This is a genomic window from Mycobacterium sp. Root135 (genome assembly GCF_001426545.1).
In the GTDB taxonomy this organism is placed as follows: domain Bacteria; phylum Actinomycetota; class Actinomycetes; order Mycobacteriales; family Mycobacteriaceae; genus Mycobacterium.
On record NZ_LMEZ01000006.1, the window covers coordinates 702758 to 724170 of the forward strand.

Here is a 21413-nt window from a genome sequence, read left to right on the forward strand (position 1 = left end):
GCCGCCGACCACGTGGCACGACGATCGATCGGAAGAAATCCTTCAGGCATGCGAGTTGACGGGCGGGACGTCGCCGTTTCCGGCGACCTGTTGCAGCCGCTCGCGCGTCGCACCAACGACATCTTCCGGTTGGCCCTCGCCGCGGTCTTCCTCATCGTGGTCATCACCAGTTCGCTGATCACGCGCCGGGACTGGGTGGCCCTCGAGCGATCCATCTCGGGAATCGTCGCGCTGCTGACCCCGACGCAGTCGAACCTGGTGTACCTGGCCTATGGCGTCGCCATTCTGGCGCTTCCCTTCGCGATCCTCTTCGGGCTCGTCACCGCCCGTCAGTGGCGCTTACTCGGCGCCTACGGCGCGGCGGGCCTGACCGCGGTGCTCGCCCTGTCGGTCAACTCCAGCGGTTTCGCGGCGCCCCGCTGGCACTTCGACCTCGACGACCGACTGCGGACACTGCTGTCGCAGTTCCTCGACGACCCGCGCTGGATCGCCATGCTCGCCGCGATGCTGACGGTCTCCGGCCCGTGGCTGGAGGCTCGGTGGCGCCGGTGGTGGTGGGCGCTGCTGCTGGCCTTCGTGCCGATCCACCTGGTCGTCAGCGCCGTGGTGCCGGCCCGAACGCTGCTGGGCCTGGCGGTGGGGTGGTTCGTGGGGGCGCTCACGGTGCTGATCGTCGGAACCCCTGCGCTGGAGGTGCCGCTCGACGGAGCCGTGCGCGCGCTGCTGCGCCGGGGATTCGCCGTAACCGGGCTGACGGTGGTGCGGCCCGCAGGCCCGGGGCCGCTGGTGTTGTGGGCGGCGACGGACGACCCCGAGGACGCCGTGGGATCGCGCGCCATCGTCGAGATGTACGGCCCGAACCAGCGCAGCGGCGGCATCATGAGCCAGGTCTGGCGGCGAGCCCGGTTGCGCAACAGCGAGACCGCTCCCCTGCACGCCTCGATGCGACGCGCCGTCGAGCACCGCGGTCTGATGGCGATCGCCATCGGCGACCTCGGCGTGGCCAACAGCACCACGGTCGCGTTGTCCGCGCTCGACCGCGGCTGGACGCTGTACGCCCACACCCCGACGCGGGGCGTGGCGCTCGACGAGACCTCCGCCGACGAATCCCTCGTCGCACCTGTCTGGAAGACACTCGCGGTCCTCCACGGCCACCAGATCTCCCACGGCGATCTTCGCGGCAAGGAGATCACGGTCGACGTCGGAGACGACGGTGCCACCGCGCTCTTCGGCGGCTTCGGCAGCGCCGAATACGGTGCGACCGACGTGCTGCTGCAGGCCGACATCGCCGCCCTTCTGGTGACGACGACCGCGATCTTCGGCGCCGAGGCCGCGGTGCGCGCCGCGATCGCGGAATTCGACGAAGGCACCGTCCTCAGCGCCTCCCGCCGGCTGACGAAAGCCGCTCTGCCCAAGCACATTCGCGCGTCGGTGATCGATCCGGGCACCGTGATGTCGGCCGCCCGTGACGAGGTCATGCACCAGACCGGGGCCGACCAGATCAAGGCCGAGACCATCACCCGCTTCACCAGGATCCAGGTGATCCAGTTGGTGCTGCTGGTGGCGCTGGTCTACGTCGCCTACCCGTTCATCAGCACCGTGCCCGCGTTCTTCTCCGAGTTGCGGACCGCCAACTGGTGGTGGGCGCTGCTCGGATTGGCGGTGTCTGCGCTGACGTACGTGGGTGCGGCCGCTGCCCTGTGGGCGTGCGCCTCGGGGCTGGTGAGCTTCCGCAACCTGACGATCATGCAGGTGGCCAACACCTTCGCCGCCACCACCACGCCCGCCGGTGTCGGTGGTCTCGCGTTGAGCACCAGGTTCCTTCAGAAGGGCGGACTCGGCGCGCTGCGGGCCACCGCCGCGGTGGCCCTTCAGCAGTCCGTTCAGGTGATCACCCACGTGGGTCTGCTGATCTTCTTCAGCGTCATCGCAGGAACGTCGGCGAACCTGTCCCACTTCGTGCCGAAGACCACGGTGCTCTACCTCATCGGCGGCGTGGCGCTCGGCATCGTCGGCGTGTTCACGTTCGTGCCGAAGCTCCGGCGATGGTTGGGCACCGAACTCCGCCCCCGCGTCAAGGAATTGGGTGGTGAGCTCGCCGAGCTGGCACGCGAGCCGAAGCGCCTTGCGATCATCGTCGCCGGTTGTGCCGCAACCACTCTCGGGGCCGCTCTCGCACTGTGGGCCAGCGTCGGCGCGTTCGGCGGCGGCACCACCTTCGTCACCGTCACCGTCGTCACCATGATCGGTGGCACGCTCGCCTCGGCTGCCCCCACCCCTGGCGGCGTCGGCGCCGTCGAGGCGGCACTGATCGGTGGGCTCACCGCGTTCGGGGTGCCGGCCGCCGTCGCGGTCCCGTCGGTCCTGCTGTACCGGGTGCTGACCTGCTGGCTGCCCGTCTTCGTCGGCTGGCCGGTGATGCGGTGGCTGACCAGAAAGGACATGATCTAGCCGGCTCGTGGACTCGCACCCGCAGCCGTCCCCGATGGTGTTTGATGACGGGGTGGCAGACATCAGCCGCAGCCGCACGATAACCGCCCCGCCGCAGGCGATCTGGGACGTTCTCGCCGACTTCGGATCACTTAGCGCGTGGGCGGACGACGTCGACCACTCGTGCATCCTCAACCACGGGCCCGGCGGTGCGCCGAAGGGTACGACGCGCCGCGTGCAGGTCGGGCGCAACGTGCTGGTGGAGCGCATCACCGAGTTCGATCCGGCCGTGGCACTGGCCTATGACGTCGAGGGACTCCCCCGCCGGCTGCGCACCGTCGCCAACCGGTGGACGCTGCGAACGTTCGGCACGACGACGCGGGTGACGTTGACCAGCAGTGTCGAGATCGGGCCAGGGCCAGTGGCCGGCGCGGCCGAGTGGGCCGTCTGTCGCACTATGGCCAAGCTGTCCGATTCGATGCTCACCGGCTTGGCCCGACGAACGGAGAACACCCCGTGACCGATCCCCGGCGACCCGACGTCGTCATCCTCATGACCGACGAGGAACGCGCGACCCCGCCGTATGAGTCGGCGGATCTGCTCGCCTGGCGCCGACGCGCCCTCGGCGGCAGGCGGTGGTTCGACGAGAACGGCGTGAGCTTCGCGCGGCACTACACGGGGTCGCTGGCGTGCGTGCCGAGCCGCCCGACGATCTTCACCGGTCAGTATCCCGACTTGCACGGGGTGACCCAGACCGACGGAATCGGCAAGCGCTACGACGATTCCCGGCTCCGGTGGCTGCGCAGCGGCGAGGTGCCCACGCTCGGCAACTGGTTCCGAGCCGCGGGTTACGACACCCACTACGACGGCAAGTGGCACATCTCGCACGCCGATCTCGAGGACCCCGCCACCGGCGGACCGTTGGCCACCAACGACGACGACGGGGTGGTCGACGAGGCCGCGGTTCGACGCTACCTCGACGCCGACCCGCTCGGCCCGTACGGCTTCTCCGGCTGGGTCGGCCCAGAGCCGCATGGAGCGGCGTTGTCCAACAGTGGTTTTCGCCGCGATCCGCTGTTCGCCGATCGTGTCGTCGCCTGGCTGACGGACCGCTACGAGCGCCGCCGCGCCGGTGATGAGGCCGCGCTGCGCCCGTTCCTTCTGGTCGCCAGCTTCGTCAACCCGCACGACATCGTCCTGTTCCCGGCGTGGCAACGCCGAAGCCCGCTGGCCGCGTCGCCGTCGCTGGATCCGCCGCACGTGCCCGCCCCGCCGACGGCAGACGAGGACCTGCGCACCAAGCCGGCCGCGCAGATCGCGTTCCGCGAGGCCTACTACTCGGGCTACGGTCCGGCGCAGGCGATCGGTCGCGGATACAAGCGCAACGCGCAGCAGTACCGCGACCTGTACTACCGCCTGCACGCCCAAGTGGACGGACCGCTCGACCGGGTGCGCCGGGCGGTCACCGAGGGCGGGTCCGAGAACGCCGTCCTGGTGCGAACGTCGGATCACGGGGATCTGCTCGGTGCTCACGGCGGGCTCCACCAGAAGTGGTTCAACCTGTACGACGAAGCGACCAGGGTGCCGTTCGTCGTCGCTCGCATCGGCGCGGACGCGACGACGGCCCGGGTCGTCTCGGCCCCGACGTCACACGTCGACCTGGTGCCGACCCTGCTCGCCGCAGCGGGCGTCGACGTCGACGTGGTGGCAGACGTGCTGTCCGAGTCGTTCTCGGAGGTGCACCCGCTACCAGGCCGCGACCTCATGCCGGTGGTGAACGGCGGGGCCGCCGACGACGGTCGGGCCGTCTACCTGATGACGCGGGACAACGTGCTCGAGGGCGACACCGGGGCGTCGGCCGCCGCTCGAGGAATGGGGTTGACGGTGAATCCCCCTGCGCCCCTGCGCATCAGGATTCCCGCGCACGTGGCGTCCAACTTCGAGGGTCTGGTGGTTCGGGTGGACGACGCCGACGCGACCGGCGGCGCCGGGCACCTGTGGAAGCTGGTCCGCACCTTCGACGATCCGTCGACGTGGACCGAGCCCGGCGTGCGCCAGTTGGCCACCAACGGCATGGGCGGTGAGGCGTACCGGACCGACCCGCTCGACGACCAGTGGGAGCTCTACGACCTGACCGCGGACCCCATCGAGACCGACAACCGGTGGGACGACCCGGCATTGCACGACGTGCGGACGCACCTGCGCATGCAGCTCAAGCAGTCGCGGGCGTCGTCGGTGCCCGAACGCAATCGGCCGTGGCCCTACGCCGATCGGCAGCCTCCGACCGGTCACTCCGAGGGTGTGCTCCGCAAGGCCCTCGGCAAGATCGGGTTGTAGCCCCTACTCCGGCCAGGCCGAGTTGGTGATGACGTCGACGAAGTCGGTGCGCCGGAAGCCGGGGACGAAGTGCTCGAGCACGTCGGCGTTGACGGTGCCGAACGTCGTGTCGGGCCGGTCCTTGAAGCCGTCGGTGAACGCCTGCAGGATCTCGGCCTTGAAGTTGGGCCGCGGGTGCGCCGTCGTGACGGCGTCGAGGTCGGCGGGATCGATCGCGTCCAACCGGAGTCCGAGGACGTCGGTCTCCACGCCCGCGGTGGTCGCGGCGACCACCGGGTCCATCCCGTACGGCACCTCGGGAGTGGTGTGCAGCGCGATCGCCGTCCAGACCACGTCGGTCTCGGGACGGGAGTAGCCGTGCGAGATCAGGAACGCCCGGGCGGCGTCGGCACTGTCCATCTCGAAGCGTTGGGCGGTGCCACGGTAGGGCGGCACCAGTCCGGTGTCGTGGAAGAGCGCCGCGACGTACAGCGACTCGGCGTCGGGGCTGATCCCGAACTTGCGCGCCTGAAGGCTTCCGAACAGGAACACCCGGCGCGAGTGGTGAAAGATCAACTCGTTGGTGGTGTCTCGGATCAGCTCGGTCGCATCCTTCGCCAATGCGCTGTCCGGTATGGCTACGCCGCCAATGGTCTCGGTCATGATCTCGGCCCCTTCGAATGGTGGTCACGGTCGGCGGGTCCGTCGACCGGATACCTCAACTATGGGCTTCGGCGCCTCGGTGGCGCCGTGCGCGCTTGGCCATGAAACCCTCAGATATGGACACTGGGGCTCACGACGTCGTGGTGCTGCTGTACGACGGCGTCCAGATGCTCGACGTCGCGGGTCCGATCGACGCGTTCGCCTCGGCCAACGCCCTCGGCGCGACCTACCGCATCACCCACGCCTCGCTGACCGGGGCCGACGTGGTCGCCAGCTCGGGCGCCCGGCACGGCGCGGACGCACGCGTCGATGACCTTCCGGCGAACTTCGGGTCACTCCTCGTGCCCGGATCGCCGAATTGGCAGGCCAGCGTCACCGACACCGCGCTCGTCGCGGCTGTGCGCGACCTTTCCCAGCGCAGCCGACGCACGGTCTCCATCTGCGCGGGTGCCTTTCCGCTGGCGGCGACCGGGCTGCTCGACGGTCGTCGCGCCGCCACGCATTGGAAGCTCGCCCGTCAGCTCGCCGCACGCTATCCCGAGGTCACCGTGGACGCGGCGTCGTTGTTCGTCACCGACGGCAAGTACGTCACCTCCGCAGGCGTCACCGCGGGTATCGACCTGGTGCTGTCGCTGATCGAGCACGACTACGGCCCGGTGATGGCCAGGGAGGTCGCCAGGGATCTCGTCGTGTTCATGGCACGTCCCGGCGACCAGTCCCAGTTCAGTGTGCGTCTGGACGCGCAGCCCACCGACCACTCCGTGGTGCGGGTGGTGATGGACGCGATCACCGAGAACCCGCGCCGCAACCACACGTTGGCCGGTCTCGCGGCGGAGGCAGGCGTCAGCCCACGGCATCTGTCGCGCTTGTTCCTCGCCGAAACCGGCCACACCCCACAGCATTTCGTCGACCGGACCCGGCTGGAGGCGGCGTGCGCGGCACTGACCGGAAGCCACGCGACGCTGGACCAGGTGGCCGAGCAAACGGGGGTGGGATCGAGCGAGTCGTTGCGCCGGCTATTTCACCGCGAGCTCGGAATCACGCCGAGCGCCTACCGAAGCCGGTTCAGGACGTCTCGGTCGACGTGAACGCGTCGCGGTTGACGCGGACGAACTCGGCGAACGACTGCGGTTCCCGGCCGGTGATGTCGGTCAGCCGCCGCGGGTCCGGCACGATCGCCGCACCGGCGCGCTGGGAAAGCTGAGCCCCGACCGCCGAGATATGTTGTGCCATCGCATCGTTGACGACACCCGAGGATTGCGAGACTTCCTCCAGCCCGCGCTGCCAGTCCCGGGCCGAGATCGGCTCGAACTCGACGACGGTGCCGATCTCCGCGCTGATCACCTCCGCGATCCGGACGTGGCTGAGCAACTCGGCCCCCGGCGGGTAGCTGACCTTGGCGTCGGCGAAGCGTTCGGGGTCGACCAGCGCGGCGACGGCGAGATCGGCGGCGTCGCGCCCGCTGATCCACGGCGCGGGGGCCGTGCCGAAGCTGTTGGCGAACCGGCCTGTCTCGCGAATTTCGTTGCCGTGCAACACGACGACGTTTTCGTAGAACAGTGCCGCGACTCTGAGCACCGTGGGGTTCAGGCCTGCCCAGCTGAAGACTTCTTCGGCGACCCACTGCGCACGACCGAGGGCGCTCGGGCTGTCGGCCGCGGAGGGGCCCATCGACATCACCACCAGGTGCGGTGACACCCCTTCGGTGTGCAGCACCGAGGCGAGGTTGGATGCAGCGGCGACGGCACCGGCGGCGATCGGGTAGGCGAAGTACACGGCGTCGACGCCCCTCACCGGGTCGACGAGTGTTCTGCGGTCCATCAGGTCCCCCTTCACGACCTGGACACCCCGCGCCTCGAGAGCGTCGACGTGCGGGCCGCGGGAACGGAGGAACAGGCGAACCGCGCGACCGTGGGCCAGGAGCTGCTCGACGACGCGAAGTCCGGTGCCACCATGCCCGCCCGCGCCGATCACCAGTACGACGGGCTTTGCCTCTTCGGCCATCAATCCTCCTGGGTATAGCTAACAATACTCAAATGCTGAGGGTACACACCTTGAAGGTTGAGTGCGGGTCCTGCATTCTTACTGCAATCACGATTCTGCAGCTCAACGCCTCGAGACTATTGCTGCGGCCGAAAAGGGCAGCCGACTAGCGCGGACAGCGCCGCTCCCCGGGTCATCCAAGCAGTTGAGGGTCGAAGAGGTGGGCGGGATTCTCACCGCCTGGCACGACGGCAACGGCATCGCCGCCATCACCCGAGCCCTTGGCTGGGACTACACCACGGTTCGGAAGTACCTGCTCGCGGCTGGCATCGACACCAGCACCAACCCGGCTCCGGATCAGCGCGACCGAGGGATCATGCGACTAAATGAGCTCGGCCAAACCACTCGGCAGATCGCCTCGGCCGTCGGCTGCAGCCACAGCACCGCGTCGGTGATCATCAAAAAATACCGGGATCAGGCCGCCGATTGCTGATCGCTCTCGACGTCTGTCGGACGTTGCTTCTTGTGCTCCACAACGGTTTAAACCGCGGCGCCAGGCCGCCCGATATGGACCAGAACGCCAGTGCGCGCCCGGACGCGGGCGAGCATAACCGGTGGTACTCAACATGGCCCGTCCGGGACATCGGTATAACTTGACTGGCTCTGCTGGATTGAGCCTAGTAAATCCAGGACTGGTACGCCCATCGTGGCGGTGGCCGTGGCGCTTTACGTAATTCCGGTTCTGCTGTCACTCGTCCGGGCCAGCTGGGCAAAAGAGGCATGAGTATGAACGGAAGCTCGAAGGCGGGGAGCTTGCTCAAAGCATCTGCATATGTCGGTTCGCTTTCCTCAAGAATGTCGCCGCAGCTGCAGTGCCAGGCTAAGTCCAGCAACACCTTTACAGCCGAATTGTCTTTCCCTGTTCCCAGTACATCGATGAGGACGGATGGCCGAGGGTAGTCAGATGATCAATTGGACGCCTGTAACAGGCTCTTCGCGCATAGTTGCCGAGGCATACGCAGCCGGGCCAGAGACCATCCTCGTTGAGTTTCGCGGCGGGGTCAGGTGGGCTTACCGCCAATGCCCCCTTGCGGTTTGGCAGGAGTTCTCGGCACCCGGCCAATCTCGTGGTCAGTACATAGCTCAAGTGCTTGACTTCAAACTAAATGGCAGGTGGGTCGGCTAGGAGGTGCTCCATCGGATCGCGCGACGTCGCCCCCATGTTCAGCGTCGCTCTAAGCTAGCGACCGAATGCACTTACGCGTCAATGTATAGCATTTCGTCGACAGAATGCTAAAGTCAGATAATGCCAGATGACAACAAATTGCAGAGCCTATTTTTCCAACATCAAAATAGACTCCTCGCGGACCTGAACCTCAGCTCGGTTCACGGTCACCCAGATGCGAAGGGTGACAATTCGGAGAATGCTTGGCGAAAGATGCTTACCGGATATCTACCTGACCGGTATAAGGTCGATAAGGGTTTTGTCATCGACCATGAAGGAAAATTCAGTCACTACATCGATATCATCATCTACGATCGATATTATTCTCCGATTGTTTTCAATGAGAACGGTTCGACATACGTGCCGGCCGAAAGTGTATTCGCAGTCATCGAATGCAAGCCCGTTTTGAACAAAAGCTATATCAAGTATGCACGGGATAAGGCTAAGTCGGTCAGGGATCTCAAGCGTACCAGTGCGCCCATCCGACAGATGAATAATACGATGGCAACCAAGGTTGACGCTAAGCAGGTCCTTGCAGGAATTATCGCGACCAAGTCTAAGTGGTCGCCCGCATTTGGCAAACCGTTCAAGGATGCGATCACAGAAGCAGCGAAGATATCACCGATCGATTTTGGCTGCGCCCTGAACAACGGAGCTTTTTCAGTTTCCTATTCATCTGAAGGCACGCCGTCCATCTCGATCAGCGATACCGAGAACTCATTAATTAGCTTCTTCGTTGATCTCGTAGCAAGGCTTCAGGCTATGGGAAATCCGCCTGCCATCGATCTACAAAAGTACTATCAGCAGAGCCAGCAAGACTAGCCGTTGTATTCAACCTCAGGTGCTTGCCACGCTGCGCGGCATAAATGCTGATGGTTGCGTCTGAGAGTCTCACGATCAGAACTACAGGATTTTCATATTGCAGGGAAGATTGAGCAAGAGATTTCATATCTCGACGGCTCGCTCCGACGGGAGCGGGATGAGAGTGCCAGTCACCCACATATCCGAGTACATGGTTGCCGCTCTTCGCGAGCTCCGCGTCTAAAACGCGTTGCGCCTCTACCTGCCGTCGAGTCCACGAATTACCAGTTGCTTCTTGATCAATTACCTCGACCGCGATATCGACATGGACGTCCGTTGGTTCCCACCAACCCAACAGAAGGCCGCCGGTTTCGTTCGGGGCTGCGCGGTTAGCCGCTGCGTGAATCGCCGCGACAGCCGTATCAGTCAGCTGGACAGCAACTTGACGTTTCAAAACCCTCGCCATCAATTTCTTCATCACGACGTTATCGTCCCGATTTTGTTGTACGGCTCGTCGTCTTGTACTTCGATAATGTCAAGTATCGTAGCTGGCGAAGCTGGTGCTGCGCCGAGCTCATTGAGCGCTACCTGGCAGGCAATAGTCGCCGCCCTGACTACAGACATGGGCGGAGTCATCGACACTGGGCTGCCACAACCTTGCTCGTACCCAAACGAGCCCTCGACAATCCGTGCCGGCACAGGCACTAGGTGACTTTCGAACTCGCGCAACGGGAACCTGTCGACTCGCGCAATCCCGCCATCGCGCTGGACGCATACGGATACCACCGTGGTGGCGGTCGCCTCTCCTGCCCACCGGAGCAGTGCCGTCGCCCTCCCGTCTGCAGTGGCATCAACAACCAGGTCGTGTGACCGCACAAGTTCCAGTGCCTGTTCGGGGCTGCTCAAATGCGCATTTTCGGTGGTGACGTCATTAGTATCAAGGCCAGTCGCAGCCAGGCGTGCTTTCACGGCGCCCGTCTTTGATGCCCCGGCGTTGCTGTGGTGCCCTGTATGTCGAATGATGTTGCCGGGCCGATAGATCTCTGGGTCAATCAGTGTCAATCGACTGATGCCGGATCGAAAAAGCAGATCTGCTGCATGCGAACCGATCGCACCGCAGCCGACGATGGCTACCGTCTTATCTGAGTAGGCAGATGCTGCCGTGCCCGCACGAAGTGTCCTGGTCTCAAGGCTTTGGTCCGCGCTTTCACGCGCGGCTAGCGTCGGCGTATTGCCATCTCTACTGGGGAATTCAAGTACCAACGCTGCGTGCCGTGCTCCTCGCTGATAGCGAACCAGGATGAAGTCGAGGCTTCCAGCATTGATGAGCTCACGAGTGTATTCGAGGGGTTCGGCGGTCACATCCTGCAGGTCTTGGAATGCCTGTATAGGCCGATTGATGGGGCCAACATCGGTCACCCATATCAGATTTTGCTCTCGCCGCCGCGGACCTTTACGCCCCATTCGAGTCAGATTCGGGCGCCACTGAAGCTGGTCACCCACGGTGACAACACCGATTTTGTTCTTGCTTGTCTTGAAATAGGCGCCATCCACAAGGGTGGAGTTGTCATACAAGACGATGCTTCCCTGACTTACATCGAGGTACCTCTCCAGATCGGCGTCCTCATCGCCCGGCCACCCGGCCGCCGTATGAGAAAACCAACCAGAAACCTTGTCTAGAAATGCTTTTGGGTCAAGCCAAGGTGCATCATGTACAGGAATGTCGCTCGCCCACAGGCAGAGTTTTCCGTCTCGCTCAATGTGAAATGTTGGCGCAAAGTCGGATTCAGCCTCAAGAATGGTGACGCTGGGCGGCGCAAACGGGAATCGCTCGTCGAGTATGACTTCTACACAAGCTTCATGGGATACGTGTTGGGCATCAACCCAAGTGACTGGACCTTGCAGCGAGGTTCCGTCGTCTGAATATCCGAGCTTCGCGAGCTCACGCCTGAACATATCGTGTTGCGAGGCAAGGCTCGAGAGGTGCTCGGAGTTAAGCGTATCTGCCATCCCCTGCCGGCACCGTCGCCGCTCCGCTCGTTATCGAAGCGGATTTCTTATAAGTCCCATCGGCATTACAATAACTGGGGAGCGGAAAGACATCATCCCCGCCTGAGGTGACGCCCAGCAATTTTTGCCACTTGACGGCTGACGTACAGTCGTCTTCGTCATCGAAAGCGGACCTCGCCAGTTCAGCGGCTTCACGGATCTTTTCCTCTGCTGTCGCAAGGTCATCATCAGTGGCCTTCGTGGCGATCTTTTCGCCATTGATGGTTGGATCATCCAACCCGTCGGATGCTAGATCAGGCAGCATATCGGCGATACCTTCCAACGTCAGCGTGAGGTATTCGGCTACCGAACTGGCCGAAGGATTCTCGTTCTGGAAGTACCAGTACGTCATCAGTTCAAAGAAGAGACCACCTGGCTGGTCACCGAGCCATGTTCGCCTCACTTGGCGTACGAGCTTGACGATTGGAACGTAGATTCCTTTGCCATTTAGCAGGAATTCGCCGTTTTTTTCAGAGGTTAAGTCATTCAACTTCAGAGGGTTAGTCTCCACCCACTGAGCACGCTCGACGTCTTCTGGCTTATTGGGGATCTCCCAATTATCGCCTGCTGGACGCGCCGGCACTGCATCGACGGTCAGATTGAAATCTGGAAAATCAACTTTGATTGACCGGTGCTGTCGTTCGACCCGGTCCTCATACTCATCCGTCAGGATCTTTTCGAAGGTGTCGAGCACAGCACCGGGCGCGAGTGTGTCGCTGGCATCCTGCAGTCGGGCGAACACGTCGACGTCCTTCACGTGCTTGATCGAGACGTTCCGCGCATACGACCCGATCAAGACCGGGTCAACACCCAGGTTACTGAGACCCTCGTCAGCGGTAAGTACGTCACGCACCTCGGCATGTGCTGTAGCCGCGTTCTTCTTGTCGTCGTCCGGCTCAATGGTGGACAGTGCCTCTTTGAAATATGGCGCAAGTTCTGTCATCGGCCATCCTCCCTCGTTTTAGAAATTATTCGCGTGCCAGAAATAAACCCGATCCATGAAAGGGTACCTCACTTGTACTTCAAGTTGCATAAATCAAACAACGATTTTCGACAGCGCACGCGCTATAGCGAGTGAATTTCTTTCAACGCCCTTCGCAGCTGGTGATCGTCAGCGGAGTTCAGCACCTTCCCTGGTATCGGCACTCCCCGGCTGTTTCGCCGCCTTCTAATTGTAAGTGCAGTGACAGCTCGAACAGTCGCCCATGACTCGGGTCGAATAGCTCAAATATGGGCACCGCTGCTAGATATTGCCAGCAATCCATTTCCACTGTCTGCTCGTCAGTAAGCCCTGATAGGGGCGGGTCACTTGCAGGACGAATAGTCGGTCACCTCTGTCCATAACAGCTTTCAAGCGATCAAGCCAAATCTGAGGGGTGTCATAGGTCTTCACAAACCACTGAGAATCCGTCGCCGGGCGCCTGGCAGATATTGCTAACAACTGTCTTGTTAGGACACGCTAGGCCAGCACGGCGACCGGTAATCACACGTTTGGCGACCCGTGCACCCTCAATTCGTTTTTCCATACCTGAAAACTTGCAACCTCACCTACCAGTCAAGATGAGGAAAGATGGGAACGGTGGTACCCGGAATGGTTAAAGGCCGAGGTTGGATCTCGGTTATAAGCCTCAACGCATCGGTGGACCACGCATAAAGATCTGCCAAATTTGATTTTCGCCAGCTCGCCGTGGCTGATATGGGCGCCTCCTTCCATGGACTGGATAGGGCTTCTAACACATTCTTCGATGAACTTCCCACCCCGTTGCATAGCGTATAGGTGGAATCTTTAGCGTTTTGAACCTGAATTCTCAAGTCGGACGCAGTATGATCCGTCGATCCGGGATCAACTATATTGCCATAGTCATCGGCCATCAGTCGGTAGTACTCCAGGACGTTTCGTCGAAAATCGAGTATTGCATCTACGCACGTACCGAGCCTCTGAACGTCACGGGCTTGATGGTCAATCTGCTGTGGAATGAATATGGCAGTGCACAATGCTAAAATGGCGATAAATTCTTTCCCATATTTATTCTTGATAATAAGGCGAAATAACAATACCGCCCCCAGCAGGAAGAGTCCTATGATTCCAAGGTTCGTGATCCATCTGAGCATTTCGATTCCTTTCGCCTCTATTAACTATTTAGACTAGCTATGTTATAGCTGTATTTGTTGCGGAGACCGACTAACCCGCCTTCTGTGGGCTAGTCGGTCGTCACAACAAGTGGCGGCCCTACTCCTCGCTAGATGCGAGTCAGAGGAAGAGCCAGCAATGAATGTCAGCTTTGATAAATTCGCCGAGAAGGCCTGCGTTGCGTGCATCGCGGTCATTCCGCCTGGATTCGCAATAGGCGGATCAGTGGGCGCATTTGTCGTCACGGTTGCGTCGATTGTGTTCCTGCTAGTGGCAGGCGCTGTTGAGGTAGCCTCGATTTACAAGCGGCAACGCGGGCAATTCGCCCCAGGCGGATCAACTCCAAAATAACGAGTTCGAGGGGCTACCCGACTCTCCGTCCCCATGCCGTTCACGGCATGGGGACTTAACATTGCCCGCTCTCAGGATAAACAGATATCGGCACGTCAATCCGATTGAAATTATCCGGCCATACCGTGATATAAACACGCTCGACTCCGCGCTGGCACAGTAGCTCCCAGTCGCTGATTTCTATTTTTGAAGCGAAGCTAACCGATTCTCCCGGACTAACAGTAGGCACTTTGTAGAACTCTTGATCATCGAGAGTCACATCTTGCCACGGCTGGTCGTCGCGCTTGATTTGCGAGGTGAAGCTCAATATCTCGAAACCCGGGGGACTGTCAGCCGCGACGTGTCCGAGTCGGAGATTATTTTGGTCAACCTTTCCCACGTTCGTGTAACGGACCGCCGCCCGAAAAGCGCCCGTAGTGCGGGTTATAGCTGCATAGTTTGAGAAGTCCTCTTTATCTTCGGGTGCGGTCAACCCTTCGTAGAGAAACGTGTCTTGAACCGCCGTAAAGGTGAACAGAACTTGTCCCCAGCAATCATCATTGCTGGCCACATATCCATCCGGGCGATCGCAGCCGATCAATGCGCCCCGGCGCGACCGCAGTTCCTCTGGAGAGACGTTATAGGTGACGTCGCCATGCCGAATACGAACTTCTGCCGATTCGACGACAAGGCTTACGCCTTCGCCGGGGGAAGTAGACAACACGACGCTAGACCCAACCACGGTGGGGACTGAGTTTTTTGCAAACAGTCGCGCCTCCACGGCCTTTCTCCCAGAAAGTCTATTTGGCAGCGACAACGACACACTTGTTCCTCTGCTGAGTGTGGGTGCATGGTTGTCAGGCGAAGAATTATGAAAATATATGTAGCCTTGATATTCTCCACCAGCTACTATTTCGACCCGTCGCGAGAAAGGCTGTCCACTATCCTTGTCCGAATATTTCCGTACCGCGAAGAACTGTCTCTCGTTCGATCCCACAACATGGGGATTACTTTCCAGACGATTAAGGACAGGATCGCCTTCACTTCCTTGGCCAATTGCATCTTCCCTTGGCCACCAGTCTGGCTGAATGTCATCTAGGTTGAAGGCGCTCGCGCTATCAGTCTGGTCAAGATCGCCGTACGCACGGTCATCGTTGTTTGTACACGCGGCAGTCGTCGAAACTAGAAGGAGTATGACGAGCAGCGGAAAGACGTATCGGTTTCCTCGATATACACGGGCACGGAAGTTGGCCTTGCTTGCCTCATCTTTACACCTATGCCCATCTGGAGCGATGACCCTGCGCATCATTAAATTCCCCCCACGACTCGGTTACAGCCCTGTGCGCGGCAACGGCTTCCAAATAGTCCGAACAACACCGCCGTGATGGATTCTGCATCAGGCGTCGTCCTTTCGCCTGCGATACGGGTTCACCCGAACGAACAGCGGTCGCTAGCCGGACAGGTCGTCCAGCAGTTCCCGCGCATCAACCCCTATGAAATCCGCGATCCGCTCCAGCGTCTGCAAGGTCAGATTCCGCTCGCCACGCTCCACCGCGCCCATGTAGGTTCGGTGCACGCCCATGTGGTCAGCAAAAGCCTCCTGACTGAACCCGTGGTCCAGCCGGTAGCACGCAGATTGCGTCGGAAGATTTTCTGTAGCTGACCTTCCATTGCGCAACAGACGATTCCGTGCTGCTACTTGACGGTCTACAGATATAAGTAGCGTCTGCCTTCCTCGGTAGGGAAGGGGATGCGCATGAGTGGCGGAGAGTAGGCCGGACGATGTCCGCTTAGGCTGCCTCGCGACCCTCGTCGCGGGGCAGTTCTCTTTCTAGCGTTCAGGTGAAGGCAAAGCCTGCCTTGGAGAGCAGCCATCCCGGGGCCTCGACCGTAATGACCCGTCCCGGTACGGCATTGGGCAACTGCGACACCTGCGGCGCTCCTCGGGCCAGGTCAAGACTGACTACGATCCTGAGGGTATTTCCATTCCGGCTCAGCGTGTTTCGTGTCAACGCAAAGCGAGTCAGCTCGGACTTGAGATCGTGGACGAATACGTCGAACCGGGTCGCTCAGGCACCGAAATGACCAAACGTATTGCCTTTCAGGAAGTTCTGGGCCGTATCCGGCGCACAAAGGACATCGACTACCTGGTTGTGTATGAGCTCTCAAGGTTCGCCCGAAATCGTATCGACGACGCAATGGTAATGGCCGATCTCCGTAAACGCGGAGTTACGCTTATCTCAGCCACCGAGAGCGTCGATGACACTCCAGTCGGCCAACTCTCATGCACGGCATCCTGGCCGCTTTCAACGAGTACCGCTCCGCCAAGGACGGCGCCGATATCTCCTACAAGATGGGCGAGAAGGCCAAGAAGGGCGGCACGATTGGTATCGCACCGATCGGCTATTTGAACACCATTGATCGGCGAGAGGGGCGTGAGATCCGCTCGATTGCAATCGATCCGGAGCGAGCGCCATTCGTTCGTCGCGCGTTCGAACTGTATGCCGAAGGTGATGCGACGATCGGAGCCATCGTCGATGAACTCACCGACCGCGGGCTCACGACACGCGCCACGCAGGCGCGCCCCTCTGGACCGATTTCGAGGTCCAAGGTCGCTGCCATGCTGAAGGACCCCTACTACCTGGGAATTGTTAAAGACAAGGGGAGCACCTACGAAGGTCGGCACCCGGGGCTCATCACCCAAGAGCTCTTCGATCGTGTTCAAGATCTATTGGAGGAGCGCGGGTACGCCGGCGAACGACGTCGGAGGAATCATCACTATCTGAAAGGAACTTTGTTCTGCAGCAAGTGCTTTGACGACACTGGCGAGATTCGTCGCATGATCATCCAACGAGCAACAGGTCGTCACGGAGGCGAGTACCGCTACTACTTTTGCCGAGGCGTCCAGTCCCACGTCTGCGATGCGCCCTATAGCAATCTTGACCTGGTCGAGGCCGCCGTAGAGGAGCACTACCGAACCATTCGCTTTCACCCCGAGTTCATCACGGCTCTACGCAACACCATGCGCCAGACGCTGGCGGACAGCGCAAGCGGCACTCGCCTGCTGCGAAGCGATCTGACTAAGCAACTGAAGAGTCTGGACGTCAAGGAAGACAACCTGCTTGACCTCGCCGCGGCCGGCACGCTCGTAAGGACCAGATCCAACAACGACTCCCCGACATCGAGACCCACGTCTCGGCTGACCGAACAGCTCGAGGACGTATCTGACGACCTTCCGAATGCGCAGCACTTCCTCGACATATGTCTTCGAATCCTCGAAAATCCGCACGCCCTGTACATGACCGCCAGCGATGAGACCCGCCGGCGCCTCAACCAAGCAATCTTCAGCCACCTGTTCGTCTACAACGAGAAGGTCACCGATGCCTCGGTAACTTCGCCGCTCGCGGAGCTGCTTTCCGCCGCCACCGCTTGGCATGTCCTCACTACGACGGGTTCTGAAGCAGATGCCGCGAAGGCGGGCGCGGAGCGCCTCAACGACTTGACGCCAACCAACACAAAAGCCGCCGGAACGACGTCCGACGGCTCGATTGATCTAGCGAACGACCTTTTCCAGGCTGTTCGCGCTCACGACGATTGCAGTAAGCACTCTATGGTGCGGGCGGGGGGACTCGAACCCCCACGCTCTTCCGAGCAATGGCACCTAAAGCCATCATGTCTGCCAATTCCATCACGCCCGCAACGGTGAAATCCTAGCGCCGAGCGCAGCCGAATCCGTCAGTGGGCGAGAGTCGGACGAGTTCGCCGTCTCCGTGTACCGCAAGGCGGCCACCACCCGCCTGGACGAATTCATCGGACCCAAGTCCGTCGCGGTACCGTGGACGAATGTCCACTACACGGCGTAGGAGACCGGCGCTCGTCGCGCTGGTGTTCGTCGCCGCCGCAGGCTGCCTGGCGCTGGCCTGGTGGCAGTGGACGCGCTACGAGTCGGCGTCCGGCTCGTTCCAGAATCTCGGGTACGCCCTGCAGTGGCCCATGTTCGGCGGCTTCTGCTTCTATGCATACTTCAAGTTCGTCCGCTACGAAGAGGCGCCGCCGCCGCGGCCGGACCACGACAAGCCGACCGAGATTCCCGACGGATTGCTGCCCGAGCGGCCCACGGCCTCGGCGCACCACGACGACGACCCCACGCTCTCCGAGTACAACGCGTACCTGGCCGAGCTCGCCAAGGCCGACGGCCGCCCCGACACCGACGACAGGACCACGACATGAGCAGCCCCGAACCCGAAGCACCGGTCGTCGAGGACCCGACGCGCACCCCGGCGGAGTCCATCCGCAAGGCGCTCAAGGCGTACCGAATCTTGGCGTGGGCCACCGGCATCTGGCTGATCGCGCTGTGCGCGGAGATGGTGCTGAAGTACATCGTGAAGGTCGACTGGCCGCTGCTGTGGATCGTCGCGCCCATCCACGGCTGGATCTACTTCGCGTACCTGTTGTCCGCCGCCAACCTCGCCACCAAGGTGCGCTGGCCCATCGGCAAGACCACCGGCGTGCTGCTGGCGGGCACCATCCCGCTGCTGGGCATCATCGTCGAGCACTTCCAGACCAAGAAGATCAAGGCCGACTACAACCTCTGACGCTCGACCTCGGCCGACTCCTCGGTGGCCTCGTCCGCCGCGACGGGGATCAGCAGCGCCAGGCCCGCGGCGAGGGCTGCCACCACGGCGGCCACCACCATCGCCGTACGGAATCCCGCCATCGACGGCACCGCCGCGCCGGCGTAGGACACCGTCATCCCCGCCAGGATGGCACCGATCGCCGCACTGGAGATCGACGTTCCCAGTGACCGCGCGAGGGCGTTGATGCCGTTGGCGGCGGCGGTCTCGGAGATTGGCACGGCCGCGTTGATGAGCGCGGGCATCGACGCGTAGGCGAACCCGACTCCCCCGGCGACGGCCACGTTGAGCACCATGATCTGCCACGGCGCGGCCAGAAACGCGACGCCCGCGGCGTAGGACACCGCGATGACCAGCGCACCGATCACGAAGGTGAACCGCGGTCCGCGCACGGCGGCGATCCGCGCCGCGAGCGGTGAGGTCACCATCATGGCCAAACCGCCGGGGGCCAGCCACAGCCCCGTCGCCAGCATCGACTGCCCCAGCCCGTACCCGGTCTCCCGCGGCATCTCCATGATCTGCGGGGCCACCAGGGAGAACCCGAACATGCCGAACGCCACCGCGACCGATGCCACGTTGGTGGCCAGCACCGGCCGCGTGACCGTGGTCCGCAGATCCATGGTCGGCGAGGACACCCGCAGCTCCCACCAGCCGAACACCACGAAGATCAGCACCGACGCACCGAACGAGGACAACGTCGGCGCGCTCAGCCAGCCCCAGCTCTGTCCCTTGGAGATGCCGAGAAGCAGCGTGACCAGCCCACCCGCCAGCAGCACCGCGCCCACCGGATCCAGCCGTCCCCGCGTGCGCGGCGGCACGTGCGGCACCAGGAAGAAGAACATCGGCAGGGCGGCCACTCCGAGCGCGGTGGCGAACCAGAACAGCATGTGCCAGTCGTAGTGCTGGGCGATCACCGCCGACAGGGGCAAGCCGAGGGCGCCGCCCACCCCGAGGGACGCGCTCATGAGACCCATTGCCGCACCGACCTTCTCGGCCGGCACACACGCCCGCAAGACGCTGATGCCCAGCGGGATGATCGGGAAGCCGAAGCCCTGCAACCCCCGGCCAACCACCAGCGGCATCAGGGAATTCGTCGAGGCGGCGAGCACCGATCCGCAGATCAGCAGCAGCGCGCACGTGATCAACATCGGCTTCGCGCCGTACATGTCGCCGAGCCTGCCGAAGACTGGCGTGGCCACCGCGGCGGTCAACAACGTCGCCGTGATCGCCCACGACGTGTCGGATGCGCTGGCGTTCAGCAGCTTTGGCAGCTCGGGGAGCAACGGAATGATCAACGTCTGCATCAGCGACACGCCGATGCCTGCGGCCGCCAGGACCGCGATCAACACGCTCGGGTGCGCCGTGGGCAACGGCGCATTCTCTGGCCCTGCCACGCGTCGACCCACGCCGTCGAACGCTACACGTTAGTTACGCTACGTAAAACTGACGGTCAGGCCAACGCGCGCAATGCCGGCAGCAGCAGCGCCAGAGCGCGGCCACGGTGAGACGCCGCATCCTTCTCCGCCGGGGACAGTTCGCCTGCGGAACGGTCCGAGCCGGTCGGCACGAAGATCGGGTCGTATCCGAACCCGCCGTCGCCTCGCGGAGCGCGGGCGATGTGCCCGGCCCACTCCCCCCGCACGACGCTCTCGCCGGACGCCGAGACGAGTGCGCACGCCGACACGAACGCCGCACCGCGTCGCTCGTCGGGGACGTCGCTCAGCTGACCAAGCAGCAGTTGAAGATTCGCGACGTCGTCGCCGTGGGCACCCGCCCACCGCGCCGAGAGCACCCCGGGCATTCCGTTGAGCGCGTCGACGGCGAGCCCCGAATCGTCGGCTACCGAGGGCAGCCCGCTGGCCCGATGCGCGTCGCGCGCCTTGGCCAGCGCGTTCTCCGCGAACGTGGCACCCGTCTCGGGCGCTTCCTCGAACGGGGCGACGTCGTCGAGCGACAACAGCCGCAGGCCCGTCACGCCCGCGCCGTCGAGGACGCGGCGAAGTTCGGCCAGCTTCTTGGGGTTGCGACTGGCGACCAGCAGGTCGGTCATGTGTTGGTCAGCTTCCGAACGCCTTCTTCGCCGGGGTCTTCGGCTCCGGCAGCTCGCCGGGGTACGGCAGCGCGAGCACCTCGCGCTGCACGACGAACAACTGATCGCAGGCAGCCAGCGCGGCGTCGAGCATCTTGTCCAGCGTCGTGCGGGGGAAGGTCGCGCCCTCCCCGGTGCCCTGAATCTCGACGAGCGTCCCGGTGTCGGTGGCGACGACGTTCATGTCGACCTCGGCGCGGGAGTCCTCTTCGTACGGCAGGTCCGTCCGGACCCGCCCGTCGACGACTCCGACCGACACCGCCGCGATGGCGCACGACAACGGCCTCGGGTCCGACAGCCGACCGGCCGCGGACAGATAGGTGACGGCGTCGGAGAGCGCCACGTACGCGCCGGTGATGGCCGCGGTCCTGGTGCCGCCGTCGGCTTGGAGCACGTCGCAGTCGATGGCGATCGTGTTCTCGCCAAGTGCGGCGAGGTCGATGCAGGCCCGCAGTGATCGTCCGACGAGCCGGCTGATCTCCTGGGTGCGACCGCCGACCTTGCCGCGGACCGATTCGCGGTCGGAGCGGGTGTGGGTGGCGGCGGGCAACATCGCGTACTCGGCGGTCAGCCAGCCCAAGCCGGAGCCCTTGCGCCAACGCGGCACGCCCTCGGTGACGCTGGCCGTGCACATCACCCGGGTCTGGCCGAACTCGACGAGCACGGAGCCGGCCGGATGCTTCGTGAAGCCGCGGGTGATGGTTACCGGTCGCAACTCGTCGTCGAGTCTTCCGTCTTCTCGTCTGGACACCCGCCAACCCT

The 21413-nt window shown here is 62.7% G+C and carries 19 protein-coding genes, 1 tRNA gene and 1 pseudogene; 10 read left to right on the forward strand and 11 right to left on the reverse strand.

The window, feature by feature from the left end; all coding sequences use genetic code 11:
* The first annotated feature begins 48 nt into the window (after positions 1-48).
* Genes ASD37_RS20005 through ASD37_RS20015 form a run of 3 tightly spaced genes read left to right on the forward strand, consistent with a single transcriptional unit; the run spans position 49 to position 4767 of the window.
* Positions 49-2451 (forward strand): lysylphosphatidylglycerol synthase transmembrane domain-containing protein, encoded by a 2403-nt coding sequence (locus ASD37_RS20005; protein WP_056555128.1) that lies wholly within the window; start codon positions 49-51, stop codon positions 2449-2451.
* 34 nt (positions 2452-2485) lie between these two features.
* Positions 2486-2950, forward strand: a complete 465-nt coding sequence (locus tag ASD37_RS20010; RefSeq protein WP_056555573.1) for an SRPBCC family protein — start codon at positions 2486-2488, stop codon at positions 2948-2950.
* 32 nt (positions 2951-2982) lie between these two features.
* Positions 2983-4767: a sulfatase-like hydrolase/transferase gene (locus tag ASD37_RS20015; RefSeq protein WP_235568488.1), complete on the forward strand. Its 1785-nt coding sequence runs from the start codon at positions 2983-2985 to the stop codon at positions 4765-4767.
* 3 nt (positions 4768-4770) lie between these two features.
* Here ASD37_RS20015 and ASD37_RS20020 read toward each other — a convergent pair whose 3' ends face one another.
* Positions 4771-5409: an HD domain-containing protein gene (locus tag ASD37_RS20020; RefSeq protein WP_056555138.1), complete on the reverse strand. Its 639-nt coding sequence runs from the start codon at positions 5407-5409 to the stop codon at positions 4771-4773.
* Between the two features lie 116 nt (positions 5410-5525).
* On the opposite strand from ASD37_RS20020, the gene ASD37_RS20025 reads away from it, so the two are divergent.
* Positions 5526-6497, forward strand: coding sequence for a GlxA family transcriptional regulator (locus ASD37_RS20025; protein ID WP_056555143.1), 972 nt, complete (start codon positions 5526-5528; stop codon positions 6495-6497).
* Here the strand turns inward: ASD37_RS20025 and ASD37_RS20030 are convergent.
* A complete protein-coding gene (locus ASD37_RS20030) occupies positions 6475-7413 on the reverse strand; it encodes an NAD(P)H-binding protein (RefSeq protein WP_056555147.1) in 939 nt (312 codons plus the stop codon). The genes ASD37_RS20025 and ASD37_RS20030 overlap by 23 nt on opposite strands.
* A 199-nt stretch (positions 7414-7612) precedes the next feature.
* Here ASD37_RS20030 and ASD37_RS20035 point away from each other — a divergent pair, with 199 nt between their 5' ends.
* Positions 7613-7885 carry a helix-turn-helix domain-containing protein gene (locus ASD37_RS20035; protein WP_056555149.1) on the forward strand — a complete coding sequence of 91 codons (273 nt, stop codon included), beginning with the start codon at positions 7613-7615 and terminating at the stop codon, positions 7883-7885.
* 813 nt (positions 7886-8698) lie between these two features.
* Positions 8699-9439, forward strand: coding sequence for a DUF6602 domain-containing protein (locus ASD37_RS31570; protein ID WP_056555150.1), 741 nt, complete (start codon positions 8699-8701; stop codon positions 9437-9439).
* Here ASD37_RS31570 and ASD37_RS31065 read toward each other — a convergent pair.
* The 5 genes from ASD37_RS31065 to ASD37_RS20055 all read right to left on the reverse strand — a co-directional run bounded on the left by ASD37_RS31065 (position 9378) and on the right by ASD37_RS20055 (position 15606).
* Positions 9378-9896: a Mov34/MPN/PAD-1 family protein gene (locus ASD37_RS31065; protein ID WP_235568489.1), complete on the reverse strand. Its 519-nt coding sequence runs from the start codon at positions 9894-9896 to the stop codon at positions 9378-9380. The genes ASD37_RS31570 and ASD37_RS31065 overlap by 62 nt on opposite strands.
* Positions 9896-11428 carry a ThiF family adenylyltransferase gene (locus tag ASD37_RS31070; RefSeq protein WP_082570266.1) on the reverse strand — a complete coding sequence of 511 codons (1533 nt, stop codon included), beginning with the start codon at positions 11426-11428 and terminating at the stop codon, positions 9896-9898. Before ASD37_RS31070 ends, ASD37_RS31065 begins: the two co-directional genes overlap by 1 nt.
* Complete coding sequence (locus ASD37_RS20050; protein WP_056555154.1) at positions 11412-12410, reverse strand: nucleotidyltransferase; 999 nt, start codon at positions 12408-12410, stop codon at positions 11412-11414. Before ASD37_RS20050 ends, ASD37_RS31070 begins: the two co-directional genes overlap by 17 nt.
* A 1594-nt stretch (positions 12411-14004) precedes the next feature.
* On the reverse strand, positions 14005-14709 hold the full coding sequence (locus ASD37_RS31575) for a hypothetical protein (protein WP_156720978.1): 705 nt from the start codon (positions 14707-14709) through the stop codon (positions 14005-14007).
* Between the two features lie 669 nt (positions 14710-15378).
* Positions 15379-15606, reverse strand: coding sequence for a helix-turn-helix domain-containing protein (locus ASD37_RS20055; RefSeq protein WP_235568474.1), 228 nt, complete (start codon positions 15604-15606; stop codon positions 15379-15381).
* A gap of 307 nt (positions 15607-15913) precedes the next feature.
* Here ASD37_RS20055 and ASD37_RS32740 point away from each other — a divergent pair, with 307 nt between their 5' ends.
* Entirely contained in the window at positions 15914-16339 is a 426-nt protein-coding gene (locus ASD37_RS32740; protein WP_370073072.1) for a recombinase family protein, read from the forward strand.
* Positions 16282-16659, forward strand: a pseudogene (locus ASD37_RS32745) (recombinase family protein); the annotation flags it as partial. The gene ASD37_RS32740 and the pseudogene ASD37_RS32745, both read left to right, overlap by 58 nt.
* Before the next feature lie 880 nt (positions 16660-17539).
* Here ASD37_RS32745 and ASD37_RS20070 read toward each other — a convergent pair.
* A tRNA-Leu gene (locus tag ASD37_RS20070) sits at positions 17540-17626 on the reverse strand.
* Between the two features lie 145 nt (positions 17627-17771).
* On the opposite strand from ASD37_RS20070, the gene ASD37_RS20075 reads away from it, so the two are divergent.
* Positions 17772-18158, forward strand: coding sequence for a hypothetical protein (locus ASD37_RS20075; protein WP_056555162.1), 387 nt, complete (start codon positions 17772-17774; stop codon positions 18156-18158).
* Entirely contained in the window at positions 18155-18523 is a 369-nt protein-coding gene (locus ASD37_RS20080) for a DUF3817 domain-containing protein (protein WP_056555163.1), read from the forward strand. The genes ASD37_RS20075 and ASD37_RS20080 overlap by 4 nt, the downstream gene beginning before the upstream one ends.
* Here the strand turns inward: ASD37_RS20080 and ASD37_RS20085 are convergent.
* The 3 genes from ASD37_RS20085 to rph all read right to left on the reverse strand — a co-directional run bounded on the left by ASD37_RS20085 (position 18511) and on the right by rph (position 21402).
* Positions 18511-19932 (reverse strand): MFS transporter, encoded by a 1422-nt coding sequence (locus ASD37_RS20085; protein ID WP_056555165.1) that lies wholly within the window; start codon positions 19930-19932, stop codon positions 18511-18513. The genes ASD37_RS20080 and ASD37_RS20085 overlap by 13 nt on opposite strands.
* 80 nt (positions 19933-20012) lie before the next feature.
* The gene (gene rdgB, locus ASD37_RS20090; protein WP_056555167.1) at positions 20013-20612 is read right to left on the reverse strand and encodes an RdgB/HAM1 family non-canonical purine NTP pyrophosphatase; all 600 of its coding nucleotides are present in this window, start codon (positions 20610-20612) and stop codon (positions 20013-20015) included.
* A gap of 7 nt (positions 20613-20619) precedes the next feature.
* On the reverse strand, positions 20620-21402 hold the full coding sequence (gene rph / locus ASD37_RS20095) for a ribonuclease PH (RefSeq protein ID WP_056555170.1): 783 nt from the start codon (positions 21400-21402) through the stop codon (positions 20620-20622).
* Positions 21403-21413: the final 11 nt, after the last annotated feature.

What these genes read in the sequence shown, in the direction of transcription:
- ASD37_RS31070 (WP_082570266.1), bottom strand. Translation starts at nt 11,428, where the DNA reads ATGGCAGATACGCTTAACTCCGAGCACCTCTCGAGCCTTGCCTCGCAA.
- ASD37_RS20020 (WP_056555138.1), bottom strand. Translation starts at nt 5,409, where the DNA reads ATGACCGAGACCATTGGCGGCGTAGCCATACCGGACAGCGCATTGGCG.
- ASD37_RS20080 (WP_056555163.1), top strand. Translation starts at nt 18,155, where the DNA reads ATGAGCAGCCCCGAACCCGAAGCACCGGTCGTCGAGGACCCGACGCGC.
- ASD37_RS20050 (WP_056555154.1), bottom strand. Translation starts at nt 12,410, where the DNA reads ATGACAGAACTTGCGCCATATTTCAAAGAGGCACTGTCCACCATTGAG.
- ASD37_RS20010 (WP_056555573.1), top strand. Translation starts at nt 2,486, where the DNA reads ATGGTGTTTGATGACGGGGTGGCAGACATCAGCCGCAGCCGCACGATA.
- ASD37_RS31065 (WP_235568489.1), bottom strand. Translation starts at nt 9,896, where the DNA reads ATGAAGAAATTGATGGCGAGGGTTTTGAAACGTCAAGTTGCTGTCCAG.
- rdgB (WP_056555167.1), bottom strand. Translation starts at nt 20,612, where the DNA reads ATGACCGACCTGCTGGTCGCCAGTCGCAACCCCAAGAAGCTGGCCGAA.
- ASD37_RS20075 (WP_056555162.1), top strand. Translation starts at nt 17,772, where the DNA reads ATGTCCACTACACGGCGTAGGAGACCGGCGCTCGTCGCGCTGGTGTTC.
- ASD37_RS20015 (WP_235568488.1), top strand. Translation starts at nt 2,983, where the DNA reads ATGACCGACGAGGAACGCGCGACCCCGCCGTATGAGTCGGCGGATCTG.
- ASD37_RS20025 (WP_056555143.1), top strand. Translation starts at nt 5,526, where the DNA reads ATGGACACTGGGGCTCACGACGTCGTGGTGCTGCTGTACGACGGCGTC.
- ASD37_RS20030 (WP_056555147.1), bottom strand. Translation starts at nt 7,413, where the DNA reads ATGGCCGAAGAGGCAAAGCCCGTCGTACTGGTGATCGGCGCGGGCGGG.
- ASD37_RS20005 (WP_056555128.1), top strand. Translation starts at nt 49, where the DNA reads ATGCGAGTTGACGGGCGGGACGTCGCCGTTTCCGGCGACCTGTTGCAG.
- ASD37_RS31570 (WP_056555150.1), top strand. Translation starts at nt 8,699, where the DNA reads ATGCCAGATGACAACAAATTGCAGAGCCTATTTTTCCAACATCAAAAT.